This is a genomic window from Stenotrophomonas sp. YJH_SMC_120 (assembly GCF_059368675.1).
Genome location: NZ_JCAFRY010000003.1, coordinates 272,510 through 288,722, shown reverse-complemented (window position 1 = coordinate 288,722; position 16,213 = coordinate 272,510). Strand labels below are relative to the sequence as shown.

Sequence of the window (16,213 nt, the reverse complement as noted above, 5' to 3'; positions counted from 1 at the left end):
TGCGCAGCGGTCCAGCCCCCCCCTTACAACGCGTCCGCGTCCAACTCACCGGTACGAATACGCACCACACTGCCCAGGTCGTACACAAACACCTTGCCGTCACCAATCTTGCCGGTGCCGGCGGCCTTCACGATGGCCTCAACCACGGCCTCCACCTGGTCATCGGTCACCGCCACTTCCAGCTTCACCTTCGGCAGGAAGTCGACCACATACTCCGCGCCGCGGTACAGCTCGGTGTGGCCCTTCTGGCGACCAAAGCCCTTCACTTCCGTCACCGTGATCCCAGTGACCCCACGCTCGGCCAGCGCTTCGCGCACGTCGTCGAGCTTGAACGGCTTGATCACCGCCATGACCATCTTCATCGTCTATCTCCTGTCTTCCGGCGTGGAGGATAGCGCCTGAACGCGGCCCGTGCGAAGCCGCTGCGGCCTGTCCGGGCAGTGGGTGCCAGCAGTATCCTTGTGCCCGAATGGCCTGCCCGCGCCGGATGCACGGGCCCACCCCCACGGAGCACCCCATGATCGACCTGAATCAAATCGATGACCTCGCCCGTCGCCTCAGCGACCTGGTGCCGCCGGGCCTGCGCGAATCGCGCGAGGAACTGCAGGCCACCTTCAAGAGCGCGCTGCAGGCCGGCCTGGCCAAGCTGGACCTGGTCACCCGCGAGGAGTTCGAAGTGCAGCGCGCCGTGCTACTGAAGACCCGCCAGAAGCTGGATGCGCTGGAAACCGCCGTGCGCGAGCTGGAAGGGCGCGGCGCCGCAGAATGAAAAAAGGAGGCGCACCGCGCCTCCCGTTTACAGATTATTTCCCGGATGGGGCCTTGCAGCAAGGCCCACCGGGCGCCCTAGACTCGCCGGCCTGTCGATCCGGCAGGACACGCGGGGGCAGCAGCGATGGCGCAGGACACCGATTGGACACCCGTTTCGCATGGCACCTGCGACCAGGTCGCCGGGCCGTTCTATCACGGCACACGCGCTGATCTGGCGGTGGGCGAGCTGCTGAGCGCGGGCTTCCGCTCCAACTATCGCGACAGTGTGGTGATGAACCACATCTACTTCACCACGATTGCCAAGGGCGCCGGGCTGGCTGCGGAGATGGCCAAGGGTGAGGGGCGGCCGCGCGTGTATGTAGTGGAGCCGACCGGGCCGTTTGAAGACGATCCGAATGTGACCAACAAGAAGTTTCCCGGGAACCCGACGCGGTCGTATCGGAGTGCGCAGCCGTTGCGGGTTCTTGGGGAGATTACGGAGTGGGAGCTGTATGACGCGGAGTTCGTCCAGCAGTTGAAGGCGTTTGTTGCTTCGGGGAGTGGGGAGATCATCAATTGATGGCCAGCCCAACAGCCGACTTATGTTCAGCCCTCACCCGCTCCCGAAAGCAGTCACTCAATGGACGGGCCTCAATCCTCAAGCTTGGCAATACCGAACGCATGACGATACTCCCCACTACGGACTAGTTCATGGACGATCTCACGAATGGTCTCCATTCGAAGATCTTCAACGATGACCATGTCTTTGGACCAGAAGAATCTTCCCGACAAGCACTCACCACTCGCCCTGTATCTGGCAACGATCGCCTCAATATTCTTCATGGTGAAGAACGTTGATGTTCTTACCTCGCCCTGGGGAAGCCTGATGACTACGTCAACATTGTCATCGAGAACGTCGTCGACTGCGCCGAGCAGAGTCACCTCAACTTCGCCCAGCTTACTTACCGTAGACATCCTGCAACCTCCTGATGACCTGCTCTTGGTTATCCTTCGAGCTCTTCGCAAGGATCTCCACCGAGCTCTCCGATTGCCTGGAATAGACACGGGCACCGTCACGCGCGCGCCGGTATGCACCGTGAAATGATGCTTTTTCCAGCCCCCGGAATTCATGTCACATGCAAATACCATCCCGGAAAAGTCAACATCCACCGCGAGCGTGCTATCGGAGAATAGTCAGCCATTCATGTCTTCGTACTGCACGAAGAATCTATCCATGTCTCCAAACGAGCCCCTACTGAGATATTCAACTGCCTCATCGAAATTTTCTTTCTCGTCGTCAATGACGCTGTACCACCCGCCAAGACCATCCACGTCGTAACCTCGCGCGGTGTGCCTCCACAGCTCTATCCCGACTGGACGCTGGTTCAAAGAGCGCAGCAGTCTCATGAACTCAAGCGCATCTCCTCTTGCCAACGCGAGAGGGGGAAAGTTCTCATCAACCGATATCCCATGTCGCTCTTGGAATGCAAGAAGGTCACGATGCGTGGTGCCGCTCACGTTATTTTCCATCAGGCCTGAACAATCTGTGGTAGATCTCATTATTGGAGTTCTTGATGTACTCAAACGTACCCTTGACAGTGCCCTTGCTTCCTTCCATTTCACCACGAACCGTCAGCATTTGAACTGCTTTGCCACGAGAGTCCTGGACAGTTTTTACTTGCCCAAATCTGGCAGCATACGCGTCCACCGCAGACGGAAAGGAATGGAACTTGTCCGTTTGAAGGGCAATACGCCTGGCGGTAGTTGCCCGCTCAAAGAATTTCTGGGCGATCTTATCAGCCCCAACTGCCGCATGCCTGGAGACCACTGCTTCAGCTCGTGCGGCGCCTGAGAACTCCGGCAATGCCGCCATCTGCACTGCCACAATTGCATCGCCGGCCGCCCTGTACTGGTCGACAAGCGCGTCCTGGGCAATGGGGTCGCCAGTGAATCCAACCTGCGCACTGAGATCTCTTGTTTCTGCGAACCAATTACCGACGCGTCCGGTGACATCCCACCAGGGAATGTCCTCACTTCGCTGATGCCCGAAGGCCTGCCGGCCATCGGGATCGATAAAATTGTAGGGGCTGTTGTCGGCATACCGATAGCGGTTGAACGCACCCACGGGGCTGCTATAGACCGTGACCGGATCAACCGACAGGAACCGCCCGATCTGCGGATCGTAGTAGCGCTGCTGCATGTATACGAGCCCGGACGCGGCATCGGAGACATGGCCGGTGTATCCCACGCCATCGATGGCCTTGCCGATGGACTGGCCGTAGGGCTCGTACTGTGTCCGCTCGGTCACCTGCCCTGCCGCATTGCTGGTTGCCACCGGGCTTCCGAGCGAATCCACGTGCTGATAAGTGACCACGCCACCCTGGCGCTTGGCCAACAGGCGGCTGCCCAGCATGATGAACTCCGCCGCCCCGCCGTCACGTCGCTGCTCATACAACAGCTGTCCACCCTGTCCATAGAACGAGCGCAGCCGATCACCGCTACCATCGGAGGTCACCGTCCGACGGCCGGCGGCATCGTACTGGTAACTTTCCAGGCCCTGGATGGTGCGCAAGCGGTTGCCGAGATCGAATTCGTGGACCCGACCATTCTTGCTTCGCAGATTGCCCTGGGCGTCATAGGACAGCCCGATGATCGTCGCGCCATCCGCATTGAGGATGTTGGCAAGGCGATTGCGCTCGTCGTACCAGTAGCGGTAGTCCTTGACGCCGCCCAGTGAGGCGGACAGCAGGTTGTCGCGCGCGTCGTAACTGTACCGATGCCAGTGATCACCGCCGAAGCTGGCCGAACCGGCAGCAACCAACCGCTGGCCAGCATCGTACTGCAACGTGCGATCGAAGCCGGCACCTTGCTGCAGATCTGCAATCCCCGTGACGTTGCCGATCGCATCGTAGCTGTAGCGATAGGACATGGCGCCCGCGTCGGTCTGCTGATACGGAAGTTGCCGCGCGTTCAACTGCGTCGCATGGACAATACCGTTGCCATAGCTGAAGGACTGCACCGACCCGGTCGGGTGGTAACGCACACCGGAGGCGTAGCTGACACCGCCCGCGGAGACACTTAGCGGCTGCCCCTGGGCATTGTTGGCGTAGCTGACTGTCAGACCGCCCGGATAGACCACGCTGGCCAGCGCGCCCTGCGCGTCGTAACCGTACCCCATCGACCAGGTTGGGCGTCCGGTGCTGGCCGCGCTTTCGCCCACCAACAGGTTGCGCTTGTTGTACTGGAAGGAGTTGACGATGGTCTGCCTGCCCTGGTCGTTCCAGGTGGTGACGCTCTGTACTTCGCCACTGTTGCGATAGCTCAAGTCCTGGTCGCCGTTGCGATCAGGGAAGCGTATCCGCACAACACGATTGAGTGCGTCGTAGGCACGATCCACACGGCGCCCCGAATCCGAGGCCTCGGCGCGGTTGCAGGCACCGGTGTCGGTCAGATCAAGCCCGGACGCCGTCCACGCAATGTTACCCGCGGCATCGTAGTCCACCACGGTAGCGCCAGTTTCCGGCTCGATGGTCTTGCACAGCCGCTGGTTGCCATCGTAGACATAGGTCCGCGTAACCGCACGGGGCGACTGCCCGCGGACGACCGACACCGTATGCGTGTTCGATATCGCGGTTGCGCCGCGTCGATCAGTGGCCACCGCATGGAATCTGTAGCTCCCTGCACCCAGGCCGGAAACCGTGAACTCGTAGGGTGCGGCGCCAACCACTGCGACCTGATTCCCATCGCGATAGAAAGCGACCTGCGCCACGGCATCGTCGGGATCGCTGGCGTTGGCAACCAGCCGGATCTCTCCCGGACTTTCCACCTGCACGTTGCCAGGTGATACCAGCGATATCGTCGGTGGGCTGTTGACCGGCACGCTGAAGGTACCGCCGTTTGCCAGCACATTGTTGCCGCCGCCGACCGGCGATATGCCATGCAGATAGATCTTCTTGCCACCGTGATCGCGCACCATTGCGTCGGTGATCGGAATGCTGAAACGGTACGCGCCACCACCACCCTTGCATTGATTGTTGATGGCAGGCTCGCTACCCAGGTTTGCGGTGGCGATGCCATAGCCCACACCCGTTCCATACGGACCTCCAAGATAGAGGTGAACCGGAATCGAACCGTTGAAGTGCGTTGCGCATGCCCAACCAAAGATGGCACCGTTGGCCACGCCGGTGTCTCCAATCACGCGTGAACCATAGATCGTCCGGGCTGGCGTGGTGGTCACCGCGCCGCGGGTATCGCGGGCCTGCACCTGGAGCGTGTGCGGTCCCTCGGGAATATCGCTGTAGGTCCATTGATAGGGTGCACCACTGGTTGCCCGGGCATTGCCGTCGATCAGGAATGTCACCTGCGATACGCCGTCATCGGGATCGGACGCATTGGCCGAGATCAGCGTGGACCCGCCCTCCGCCACCACGGCACCGGCCGCAGGCGCGGTGAACGCGACCGACGGAGGCGTGTTGTAGGGAATTCGGAAGTTGCCCGAACCACCAATGGTCAGGTTGGGCGCGCCCACCGGTGAGATTCCATGGATGTAGATGGGCTTGTTGGCATGGCTGACCGTCCAGTCCCCCTGGATCGGAATATAGAAACGATAGGCGCCGCCCGCTGCTCCGCAGGCGGTGGCGACGCCAGGTTCGCTCACGCTGCCGGCGCGGTAGCCACCCACCATGACCGCACCGTCGGCACCCGCAGCGCCGCCCAGGTACACATGGACGTCGATCGGATCATTGATGCCGCTGGAGCAGGCCCAGCCGGTGATCTGCCCGTTGGTGATGCCATCGATATTGCCGCGGATGGTCGATCCGACGACGTTGACCTGCACGTTGCTGGAGCTTGGGCCAAACCAGGTCACCCCGTCCTGCACCATGCGCCACTGGAAGTTGTAGCGGCCCGCATTCCGCGGTGCGGTGACCGTGAAATTGTAGGTGGCGGTCTGCCCTTCGCCGACGCTGCCCGGGGTGGGAACACGGTGCAAGCCCCATGTCCAGTTGTCGCCCGGGTTCTGCGAGCCCAGATTGACGTTCTGCGCCGCCGTCCACACCAGCGTACCGGTGTTGCGCATGGATACGCTGACGTTGTAACGCTGGCCCACCACCATCGTCGTGGGAACGCTCTGACCGGCAAAGATCGACGCGTGATACTCGGGTTCGGGGGGAAGCTCCGGGAACTCCGGGCAGAATGCCCGCAACGATGATGAAGTAGCCGCAGCCGCCGACCTGAGCATGCGGGGCTCTTCGCAGAAGGGGGCGGCCTTGGCAGAGGAAGCTACAGCAACACCAAGAAGCAGGGCGAGCGCAGGAAGAGCCCGTACCACGGCAACGACAACGTACTTCAACATGCGAAGCATTCCTTGAATCGCAGTTCCACCTGCCTCCCGCGCGCTGCGCCGTTGGCCCCCTTGTGCGCGTATCGGCGTGGACGGAACCGGAGTCGACCCTGACCTTGTTCCCCAGGCAGGATCTGCAGCCACATCGCGGCATCGGTCGTCGAACACGGAAGATCGCAACGCGCTGTATATCACATCGGTCATGCCCGCTGCACGAGCGCAGAGCATCGCCCTGCCGATTGCGTTGCCATCTTCCGCGCAGCCATTGCCTGCTGTAGGCTGCTGCGGCCAACGGAGGAGCAGCCTGCAGCGCAGGTCGCGAGACGCACTCCAGTCTTTGCAGAAACGGGGGCATGCCAACCGGCCCAGCGCGCGCCGCGGAGGTTGGTGTGTACAGGCAGGAAGATGGGCTCACGAGGAAGTGGGAATGCATAATCGATCGTCACGTCGCCGGAAGCTCGTGCTTCTTCTGGCATGCATCACCGGGCCGGCAGTGGCTCAGCAGTACTCGCGCACCGAGCAGATCACCTATTACGACAGCACCAGTGCATGGGTACTGGGCCAGGTTGCCACGCGCACCATCAATGGCGTCGTCACCGAGTCGACCACTTACGACACCGGCACGGCCCTTCCAGCAACGCGCAGCGAGTTTGGCATCCTCAAGACCAGGCTTTCCTACAACGGTGACGGCACGCTGGCCAGCAGCGTCGACGGTGCCGGCAATACCACGCGCTACGGAAGCTGGAAGCGCGGCATACCGCAGTCGATCAAACGCCCCGACGGTACCACCCAGATCGCCGCAGTCAGCGACCAGGGCTGGATCACCCAGATTACCGACGAGAACGGCAGCATCACCACCTACGGCTACGACAGCATGGGCCGGATCAACCGGGTCACGCCTCCGGCTGGCGATACGGTCAACTGGACTCCGACGACCCGGATCTTCGAGTCCGTTAGCGGCGAAGAGCATGGCATTGCAGCAGGCCATTGGCGGCAGACTGAAACCACCGGCAATGCGGTCACTGTGACCTACTATGACGCCCTGTGGCGACCGCTTACCGTTTGGCAGTACGACGCTGCACGTGTGGCCGAAAGCCAGAAGTACACCCGCTTCGCCTATGACAGCCAGGGCCGTAAAGTATTTGCCTCCTACCCTTCAGCTGCTGCCAACCCGAGTACGGGCGTGTGGAGCGAGTACGACGCGCTTGGTCGGTTGACGGCGTCCAGCCAGGACAGCGAGCAGGGCCTGCTGATCACCACCACGGCCTATGGGGCCGATTCTTCTGGAGCGTTCACCCTGGTGACACAACCAGGAGGTCTTCAGACCCGCACGTGGTACCAGATGTTTGCAGAGCCCAACTACGAAGCCCCCGTAAAAATACGCAAGGCGGATGGAACCATTACGACCATTGCCCGGGATGTTTTCGGGAAACCGGTCTCAATCAGCCGCTGACGCCAGGTCACGTGTTGAAATCACCCCCGTACACAGTGGCAGGAGAGCAACGGATGGAACATACAAGGGAAACTGCCAGGTGGCTGACGGTGATCTTATCGCTGGGGCTTGCATTGGAGGCCAGTGCAGGCAACCAGCTCTCCGTGGCCGATGACTATCCCGCGCGGCTGCGCGCGAGTTCAACGGTGCAATCGCTTTCCGCCGAAGACGCTTTCGGCGACAAGCTGGGCCTGTATACGGGCTCACTGGAGTTCCTGCAGACAGACCTGGTACTGCCGGGAGGCCCCGGCCTGGACATCGAAGTGAGCCGGAAGCTGACTGTGGGATCGCAGGGCGGTACGCGCTTCTTCTCAGACTGGGACCTGGCCATTCCCTCCGTACACGGTGTTTTCAGCGAGCAGGGCGGATGGAACTCCGGACTTGACGGCCGCAACCTCAATCGTTGCTCCAAGTATGCCTGGCCCGCTGTTGAGATCGTCCAGGGGGAGTCACCATCGCGGCCGAGACCCGAGCGCCAGGTGATGCCCGAGGATTTCTGGCATGGCACATTCCTTTACCTGCCAGGTGTAGGCGAAGAGGAGATCCTGAAAGTCCAGGAGAACGCCCGGCTTCGCCCAGGCAACGGCGGTACGTACCCGCTGACCACAAAGTCGGGCGCGGCCATCCGCTGCATCGCGATCAAGGGCGGTGCCGAGGAAGGATTCGAGGTACTAACCCCGGCAGGTATCACCTACCAGTTTGCCTTCATGGTGAAGCGGTTCGAGCTTCCAATCGTGACGTACGGCCCACAGCCTGGCGGAAACAGCAACTTGACGCCAACGCGCTACGTACTGCAGCGCGCCGACCATCGCCTTTTCCCGGTGACCGCCCGCGACCGTTTTGGAAACGCCCTCAATTATGAGTGGGACGCACCGAGCGGCCAGCTGCGCCGTATTTCCTCCACCGACGGAAGATCTGTCGAGTTCTCCTACAACGGCACGCGCATTTCCCAGGTCCGTGCTGCTGGGAGAACCTGGACCTATGACTACCCCGCAGGCGTACTGACGACGGTAACCCTGCCTGACAACTCTTATTGGTCCTTCACACCTGGCTTGACCATGTCGTTCGAGGCAGCAGGAAACGTGCCGGCGTTGCGTGCATTCTGCAACAATCCGGGCGTTCCAACTTACAGCTCAGTCGCTTCAATGCAGCACCCCAGTGGAGCGGTTGCCACCTTCACGATCACGCCAACGCTGCATGGGCGCTCGTATGGATACTACAGTTGCAGCGCCCAGCCCAATACGGCGTTGATACGGGAGACAATGGAGACCTTCCCAGCCCGCTACTACGCCTGGTCCCTCACCAAGAAAGTGGTCAGCGGCCCAGGACTGCCAGCACCCTACGAATGGACCTACAACTATGGTCCAGACAATGGTTGTTACGTAAGTGGTCTGGCTGCCAACGACCCGATGACCTGCAAACCGAATTCGCCAATGGAGAAGCAGGTCGTGGTTGTGGAGCCCTCTGGCGCAACGGTGCGACACGTTTTCAGCAACAAGGCAGATCATTCGGAAGGGTATCCCCTGCGCGTCGAACGCCCCGGCAGTGTGCAGACCACCAGCTACGAGTTCGGCGATCCAGGCCAGTTCCCGTTGTATGCTGGAATCAGCATCATGCCAGCAGCAGGCAGGGGCTGGTATCTGTCCAGGATCAATCCCCTGCGCGAGCGTTCGACACTTCAGGATGGGGTGAAAAGCAGTTGGAGGGTGAATGCCTTCGACACCATGGCGCGCCCCACAAGCATCACTGAATCGAGCGCCGTCCAGCCCTGAACTGTACGGACGCGGGATATCCCAGGTGCACCTATCGAGTGGGTACTACTCGTGGCTGAGGAGAGCAGCCACGCTTGAGATGAGCGTGCCCAGCTGTTCGGGTTTCAGGTCCCCACGGGACGGAGGCTGGACATGAATCTCGCTTCGATCACCAGCGTGTCTGCTCTCAGCAGGGACCCGACGCTCACGCTGCAAGAATGCGGTCGAGCGGCGAATCTGCTTGAGTTCGAATGAACAGTTGGCCGGCCCCTACTTGAACATCTCCACCAGATCATCGCCTCGATATGGCCCTGGAGAATCGAGAAGTTCCTGACCGGCCCGGCACGATTGCCAAGTGCGTTGCACTCACGGCGAATGGACTTGTCACCAGCGACCACGCAGGCAACGAAATGGTCCTGATGCACTTGAACATAGATCAGCTGACGGCGAAGAATCCCCGTCCCCTTCTCAACTCCACGCGCCCAATCGCCATCCATGTGCCAGCATGCCTCTCCATCAATGCGTCGCCTGCGTCCACGGCACGCTTGAACCCCTTCGCAGCAGGTACAACGCAACCAGGAATGGCCACAGCGAGTTGATCGACGAGAACAGGCGCTGTGTCAGCCCCCTGAACCCCTCCGGATCCGCTCCCACCACGTTCAACCAGAGATAGACGATGCCCACGATGCTCACCATAGCAGTCACGGCGTACGCCCTGCGGTTGGCAGACCACGCGCTCATCTCGATGTGCGACATCGCCGGTGCAATGATGTTTGCGATACCGATGGTGTAGAAGCCGTGCATCGGATGGCCCATGGGCCAGAGCCCGTTGGTCAGCATGGAAATGCCAAAGATCATCCAGCAGATCGCACCTACGGCAATCCGGCGACCGGATTCCCGCCATACCCCAACTGAAAACGCCACGAATCCCACGCCAGAGCCGATGGCGGCGATCCTGGCGCAAATGCTTGCAAGCATTGGCGCCTGCAGCAGCTCGCTGGCGTGCTGGGCAAGCGGGTTGTAACCCGGCGCGAACAGGGCAGCGACGCTGGTCCAGAACAGGAACCACGGAAGCGGGAGCAGACCCGCAGACAGAAGAAGTCGATTGCGGCGTAACACGTCCAGTGATCCTTGTAGCGGCCTGCGCCGGTGGGTGGAGTCCGTTCAAACGCCGCAGAACCTTCCTGCTGCGGGCAGGACAGTTCCTGGTGACTACAACGGTAGTCAGATTCTGCGTGACGCCCCACGGGGTCAATAGGCAGAAAGTCACTCACGCATGGAGGCGAATTACGCGGCATCCATCAGCGACCGTCAGACCAATGCTGTCGCATTTGCCGCGCCCTACATCTCTGACGGAAGGTTCTGACGACTCCGTTCCAGAAGTGCCGCTGCGCCAAGCACGCCAAGGCTCTCGCCGCATCCGGGGCTATGCGACAATGCCAAAAGCGTCTCGGGTTTTGGCGGCATTGACCCCTACCCGTTGGCATTCCGCACAACAGCAGGTAATCGTTACTGCGCCACCGTGCATCGGTGGTCGGGACTCGAAAACCCGGATTGCTAGACGTAAGTTTGCGCTTGCCAGCCGGCACCACCGCACGTGGTGCCGGCTGGCAATCCGTCTGCCGGCTATGGCGGGCGGGGCGTGGGGGCCTCGTGCCCGCCGGCTTTGTCTAGCAACCGGTTTTCGAGCCACGCTCTGCCCGCCACCTTTATCGGTGGCGGCTTCTGCCTGCTTGCAAGGAGCCCGCCATGACCACGCCGCACTCCCCTCCCCCGCGCCCGATCCAGGAAGCCCCCTCGGCCGCCCCGGCCCTGGATCCCAACAGCCTCATCGCCATCCTGCACGCCATCGGCGCGGGTGCTGCGGCCGACGGCCAGCCCTGGCCCGAGCGGCATCACCTGCGCAGCCGGCAGATGGCGTTGTCCGACGCCGACTGCGCACTCACTGGCCAGCGCATCGTGCAGGAGATCCTGCTGGCGGCCGAACGCACGCGCCAGAACGGTGAGCCTGAGCAGTACGTGGGCGACCGGGTGATGGAGGGGCTGGTGATGGCCGATCTGGCGCTTACTGCGTTCATCCACGAACGGGTACGGCCCAAGGACTGAGCGCGCTTGTGGCGCGTACGTTTCTGCCTGTGTCTGGGGTGACAAATGAAGAACCACGGCCTTGCCGCTGCGGCAGTGTGCGCCTCGATCATGGCGGCGGTGTAGATGGGGTGGCCCGAGCCTGCGGGCGATCAGGTGTGGGCCTACCAGAAGCTGCGGCCGGCCGATTACCGCCTGCTGCACAGTGATGCACTTGGCTTCGTGACCGCGAAGGCCCACGAGGGCTTTGAACTGCACGCGCGCCATGCCGGGGCGACGTCCTTCGAGATCCGGTGCAAGGGCGTGCTGGTGATGGACGTGGAGAACGCGCCCTCGCACGTGCTGATCCGCATGCCTGCCGATGCACGGTGGCGGGCGCCAGACATCGAGCGTCTGCGCACCAGCTTCGAGCGTTGGCTGGATCTGCACCAGAGCCAGGGGCGGTTGCTGGTGGAAAGTGCGGGGCCTTCGTGGGTTGAGGCACGGCTTGGGCGCCTTGACAGGTCGGTGCCTGATGACCAGCGCTGCGTGTTCAGGGACCCAGGCCACCCTCGGCTGGAATCTCCCTCGTCATTCCGCCTATCCAGCAGACCATTGCAGGCAGTGAAAGGAATGGCAGCATCATCCTCGGCATTGCTCCGAAATTCCAAAAGAGCCGCGTGAACCACGTGCCCTCGGCACCGTTTCGGCGCAACTTGTGGCTGCGCAGAAGCCCCGCTAGCATCGGCTCAACGGTTTTTCCCGTTCTGCCCACGCATCCATGATGGAAGCCCCCGTGACCGAATCGACCGCCACTGAAGTTTCAGCCGAAGCCGCATCTCACAAGGGCGAATTCTTCCTGATCGACGCAGGCTTGCTGAGCAACGGCGGGGTACCCGGTATAGAGATCGCCAACGAAGACAAGCTGATCGATCCGGGGATGAATGTCATCTCGCGTCCTGATGGAACGCCAGGCCAGTATCCGGAGCGCCCCCACCTGGTTCATGTGCCCGAGAAGGGCGCAATGCCACGCGATCTGGAAGAGCTCGCTGGCATCTGGATTGTGTCGGAACCGTTGAAGCAGCTGTTTGAGCAGATGGACCCCCAGGCGTTTGCCTTTGTGGCCTGCGACTTCAGCCTTGCCGACGGCAGCCCCGGGCCCCAGTACTACCTGGGCAATGTGCTGCGCAGGCTCGACGCCCTGGATGAAGCCTCGTCCCGCGTGAGAATCAAGCTCGACCACAATTATCAGACCGGCGAGGACGAGATGCTTTACAGCCTCGTCGGCGGCGCCAGCCTGGTGTTCAAACAGGACGTTGTGGGTGATGCCCATATCTTCCGCCAGGATCGCATGGGCGCACCGCCCATCTGCGACCGCGCGATGTTTGATGCATTGAATGCCGCCAACTTCTCCGGCGTACGGCTGCGCGATGTAGCCGATCTCTAGGACGAGCTCCTTCAAACGGATTCTTGAATGAGGTGGTGCGCATGGCCGACACACCGGTTTTCCAGGGACACCATCTGATCGAACAGAATGCGTTCGAACAAAGCCAGCTGCTGAAGTCGCTTGCCAGGAGTGGTCATTTCACGCTCCACGGTTCCGACAACATCCTCAACCTGCCCGCGAACCCCGCGCTGGCAACCCGGTTGGGTATATCGCCGCACTCGGGCGGCCCGTTGAGTGCGTACTCGGATCAACTGAAGTTCGTTCTCGACGACCTCGCAGAAACCTACGATGGCCGAGCGCTGTTGGCGAAGGATTCTGCGCCGGATGTGCGCGCTGCCGCCGCCGAGCGTATGGCTGCCCGCATCCAGAACCTGGAGTTCACGCTTCGCGCCGGCATCCTCAACGGCGACCTGGTCACCAACACGCCGGAGAACATGACCCCGGCCGAAGCCAACGCCAGGATCCGCACCTTCTTCGCCGATCTGGACGGCTACCAGCGCACCCACGCCGCGCAGATTGCGGAACTGAAGACCCTCAACCCGACCGAGTTGCGCTGGCGCGGCGTCACCCACTCCGAAGCCAACGTGACGGCGGCGCTGGATGCCATCGACCAATCCGGCAACTCCACCCTGAGCGAGCGCTGGGGGGGCCGCGCATCGTTGGGCACCGCAATCCAGGAGGCCAACCAGGGCGGCCGCCTGCCGCTGAGCGAGCACACCGCGGCCCGCGTGCGTACGGCGTTCAACCCGGAGATGCCACTGACCATCGTGCGCCCTGGCCCGGCAACCACCGCTCCGGAACTGGCCGGCTCTGCTGGGCGCGCTGGCGTTGCGGAAGGCGCCGCCGAAGCTGCCGCCGCGCGCGGACAGATCACCGGCGCGCGCGTACTCGGGGCCGCGGGTGTTGCCGCACTGGCCGTGGACCTCGCCATCACCGGCCACCGCGTGGCCGAGTTGCACAGCGAGGGCAACAACGCCGGCGCAAAATCCGCGGCCACCCACTTCGTGGGGCGCACTGCAGGCGGCTTCGGTGGCGGCTTCCTGCTGGGCGCGGGGTACGGATTGTTCACCGGATCGTGGACCGGGCCAGGTGCGCTGGCTACCGGGCTGCTGGGCGGCGTGGCCGGTGGCTTCGGCGGTGAGTACTGGGCTCAGTACCAGGACAAGAAGGCGGTTTACACCCAGGTGGACCGCAGCGGCAACGAATGGAGCCGCGATCCGGACGATGCCAAGGGCACCTGGAGCCGCAGCGTGCGCACACCGCAGCCCGACGGAAGCTACCGCGAGATCACGATGGTCGCCGGTGGCCGGCTGCTGGATGAGCTGAACTACAAGGCCGCCAACGACTCATATTCACTGGGCATGGCCAACCTGCCCAAGCCGCAGAACCCCTTCAAGCTTGATGCAGGCGGCGAGAGCACGCCGCCGCGCGAGCCGTTTGAAACCAACCGCCACTACGTGCGCAATCCGCACAACGGCGAATGGAACCTCTCCATCCACTCGATGATTGATGGACGCGTCCCTTTTGACTACAGCGTGCCTGTCAGCCCGGAAAAGTCGGGCCAACTGGAACGGGAATCGCAGCGCATCATTGCCCAGAACGCCTTGAACACGCCGGAGGCGCTTGCCGCCCGTTACCAGGTGGCGTTCAACCAGTACAACTGGCACGAGTTCGCCACCATTGAGCCGGTACCGGAGGTGATCACCAACGCGCTGACCCAGACGCAGCCCCTGCGCGCTTCCAACGGCGAGAAGTACACGCAGGACCCCAACGGGCAGTGGCAAACGCCGGGTTGGCTGTATGGCACCAACCCGGCCGAGGGCAGCATCGTCGAGGAGCTCAATCGTACGCGCCAGAGCCAGCAGGCCGGCGTACAGGAGCTGACGTCCATGGCCGACATCGCCCGGGCCAACCCCACGCCAACCGAATACGGCCTGCGCAGCCAGGTGGTGGACGCCTACCGTAGTGCCGGCATTGTGCGCAGTGCAGAAGAGATTGATGACGCCGTAGCCGCCGTTGCCCAGGATCATGCACGCGCCGTGCCCGACTTCGGTACGTTCATGCTGCAGGTGCAAAAGGATGGCTCGCTGGCCACACTGGCCGGGAAAGATGACGAGCGCATGCAGATCGTCTGCGTCACCACGCCACAGGAGATTGCCCAGGCACACGTGCAGCGCTCGACTGCGGAGCAGCAGCCCGCGGATGCCCTGCCGCGCGCGCCAACTTCACCTGAGCCCGCACCGAGTGCATCGCCGCCACACACCTCCAGGCCTGCCACGCAGCACGACGCTGACGTAGACCGGCACCCCGGCACGGCCCTTCGCCCAGATGGCAGCGGGCTGCTGGAACAGCTGCGCTCGTCGGTAGCCATGCTGGATGAGAAGAACAACAAGCTGTGGGACCAGAGCAGCGACCGCCTGCTGGCCAGCGCCTACCGGCTTGCAGCAGAAGCCGGGTTCAAGCCCGGCGACCAGGTAGACATGGCACTGAGTGAAGCCACCGAAACCCGTGCTGCGGGCGCCACGCTGTTCGTGACGCGCTCAGGACCGGGCGCGTCATCGGACCCCGCCGCCAACCGGGTGCAGATGCCAACACAGGACGCCCTGGCGGTCGCGCCGGAGCAGCAGTATGCAGCGGCCAACCGGAGCCTCGGCGCTCAGGATCGGGAGCAGTCGCAGCAGCTGGCGCAAGCGCAGGAACGGCAGCAGGAAGAGAGCCGGCAGGGGCCGCGGTTGGGTTGATGGCAACCGTTCTGCTGATCAACGCCGATCCACTTGATACCGGGCGAGTTCCGGCGCTCACATTGCAGAGACTGGTCGCCGCATAGGAACAAGGCACGCTCCAGGCACCTGCCGGAATCCTCCTAGCTGCGTCACCAACAATTCCCTATATCCCTGCGCACAGCACCTGCCACACCATTAAACCCCCATCCGCAGGAAACCACACATGAGCCCGGCGCTGGTCTACAGCTGTGCCCGCGCCGGGGTCGATGCCCCGCTGGTGCGGGTGGAGGTGCATCTCTCTGGCGGTCTGCCTGTCACGCAGATCGTGGGCCTGGCCGAAACCAGCGTGCGCGAATCCCGCGAGCGCGTGCGTGCCGCCCTGCTCTGCGCACGCTTCGACTTTCCACAGCGGCGCATCACGTTGAATCTGGCGCCCGCCGACCTGCCAAAGGAAGGCGGGCGATACGACCTGGCCATTGCGCTGGGCATTCTTGCGGCCAGCGGCCAGGTCGATCCGCAGTCGCTGCTTCAATACGAGTTTCTAGGCGAGCTGGGGCTGACCGGCGAGCTGCGGCCGGTGGTGGGCGCGCTGCCGGCCGCGATTGTGGCGGCCGAGGCCGGCGCAACCTGATGGATTGGACCCAA

At 62.6% G+C, this 16,213-nt stretch carries 13 protein-coding genes and 1 pseudogene; 9 read left to right on the top strand and 5 right to left on the bottom strand.

The window, feature by feature from the left end:
* Positions 1–23: 23 nt before the first annotated feature.
* Positions 24–362 carry a P-II family nitrogen regulator gene (locus AC5P60_RS07300; protein ID WP_005411374.1) on the bottom strand — a complete coding sequence of 113 codons (339 nt, stop codon included), beginning with the start codon at positions 360–362 and terminating at the stop codon, positions 24–26.
* Between the two features lie 155 nt (positions 363–517).
* Here AC5P60_RS07300 and ubiK point away from each other — a divergent pair, with 155 nt between their 5' ends.
* Complete coding sequence (gene ubiK / locus AC5P60_RS07295) at positions 518–769, top strand: ubiquinone biosynthesis accessory factor UbiK (protein WP_005419983.1); 252 nt, start codon at positions 518–520, stop codon at positions 767–769.
* Positions 770–895: 126 nt separating this feature from the next.
* Positions 896–1,330 carry an NAD(+)--rifampin ADP-ribosyltransferase gene (gene arr, locus AC5P60_RS07290; RefSeq protein ID WP_033834865.1) on the top strand — a complete coding sequence of 145 codons (435 nt, stop codon included), beginning with the start codon at positions 896–898 and terminating at the stop codon, positions 1,328–1,330.
* Positions 1,331–1,401: 71 nt separating this feature from the next.
* Here the strand turns inward: arr and AC5P60_RS07285 are convergent, their stop codons facing one another.
* From AC5P60_RS07285 to AC5P60_RS07275, 3 genes are all read right to left on the bottom strand, one after another.
* On the bottom strand, positions 1,402–1,725 hold the full coding sequence (locus AC5P60_RS07285) for a hypothetical protein (protein ID WP_051188033.1): 324 nt from the start codon (positions 1,723–1,725) through the stop codon (positions 1,402–1,404).
* Positions 1,726–1,944: 219 nt separating this feature from the next.
* Complete coding sequence (locus AC5P60_RS07280) at positions 1,945–2,268, bottom strand: hypothetical protein (RefSeq protein WP_033834866.1); 324 nt, start codon at positions 2,266–2,268, stop codon at positions 1,945–1,947.
* Position 2,269: 1 nt separating this feature from the next.
* Positions 2,270–6,103, bottom strand: a complete 3,834-nt coding sequence (locus AC5P60_RS07275) for an RHS repeat domain-containing protein (RefSeq protein WP_483693351.1) — start codon at positions 6,101–6,103, stop codon at positions 2,270–2,272.
* 415 nt (positions 6,104–6,518) lie between these two features.
* Here AC5P60_RS07275 and AC5P60_RS07270 point away from each other — a divergent pair, with 415 nt between their 5' ends.
* Together AC5P60_RS07270 and AC5P60_RS07265 are read left to right on the top strand one after the other, a co-directional pair.
* Positions 6,519–7,544, top strand: a complete 1,026-nt coding sequence (locus AC5P60_RS07270; RefSeq protein ID WP_164124055.1) for an RHS repeat domain-containing protein — start codon at positions 6,519–6,521, stop codon at positions 7,542–7,544.
* A gap of 89 nt (positions 7,545–7,633) precedes the next feature.
* Positions 7,634–9,355: a wall associated protein gene (locus AC5P60_RS07265; protein WP_146256998.1), complete on the top strand. Its 1,722-nt coding sequence runs from the start codon at positions 7,634–7,636 to the stop codon at positions 9,353–9,355.
* Positions 9,356–9,850: 495 nt separating this feature from the next.
* Here AC5P60_RS07265 and AC5P60_RS07260 read toward each other — a convergent pair whose 3' ends face one another.
* Positions 9,851–10,453 (bottom strand): DUF998 domain-containing protein, encoded by a 603-nt coding sequence (locus AC5P60_RS07260; protein WP_483693352.1) that lies wholly within the window; start codon positions 10,451–10,453, stop codon positions 9,851–9,853.
* A 630-nt stretch (positions 10,454–11,083) separates the two neighbouring features.
* On the opposite strand from AC5P60_RS07260, the gene AC5P60_RS07255 reads away from it, so the two are divergent.
* The 5 genes and pseudogenes from AC5P60_RS07255 to AC5P60_RS07235 all read left to right on the top strand — a co-directional run.
* Positions 11,084–11,440, top strand: a complete 357-nt coding sequence (locus AC5P60_RS07255; protein WP_024957929.1) for a hypothetical protein — start codon at positions 11,084–11,086, stop codon at positions 11,438–11,440.
* Between the two features lie 105 nt (positions 11,441–11,545).
* Entirely contained in the window at positions 11,546–12,082 is a 537-nt protein-coding gene (locus AC5P60_RS07250; RefSeq protein WP_483693353.1) for a cold-shock protein, read from the top strand.
* A 100-nt stretch (positions 12,083–12,182) separates the two neighbouring features.
* Entirely contained in the window at positions 12,183–12,845 is a 663-nt protein-coding gene (locus AC5P60_RS07245; protein WP_483693354.1) for an imm11 family protein, read from the top strand.
* 41 nt (positions 12,846–12,886) lie between these two features.
* Positions 12,887–15,586 carry an XVIPCD domain-containing protein gene (locus AC5P60_RS07240; RefSeq protein WP_483693355.1) on the top strand — a complete coding sequence of 900 codons (2,700 nt, stop codon included), beginning with the start codon at positions 12,887–12,889 and terminating at the stop codon, positions 15,584–15,586.
* Positions 15,587–15,791: 205 nt separating this feature from the next.
* A pseudogene (locus AC5P60_RS07235) lies at positions 15,792–16,190 on the top strand (magnesium chelatase domain-containing protein); the annotation flags it as partial.
* Positions 16,191–16,213: the final 23 nt, after the last annotated feature.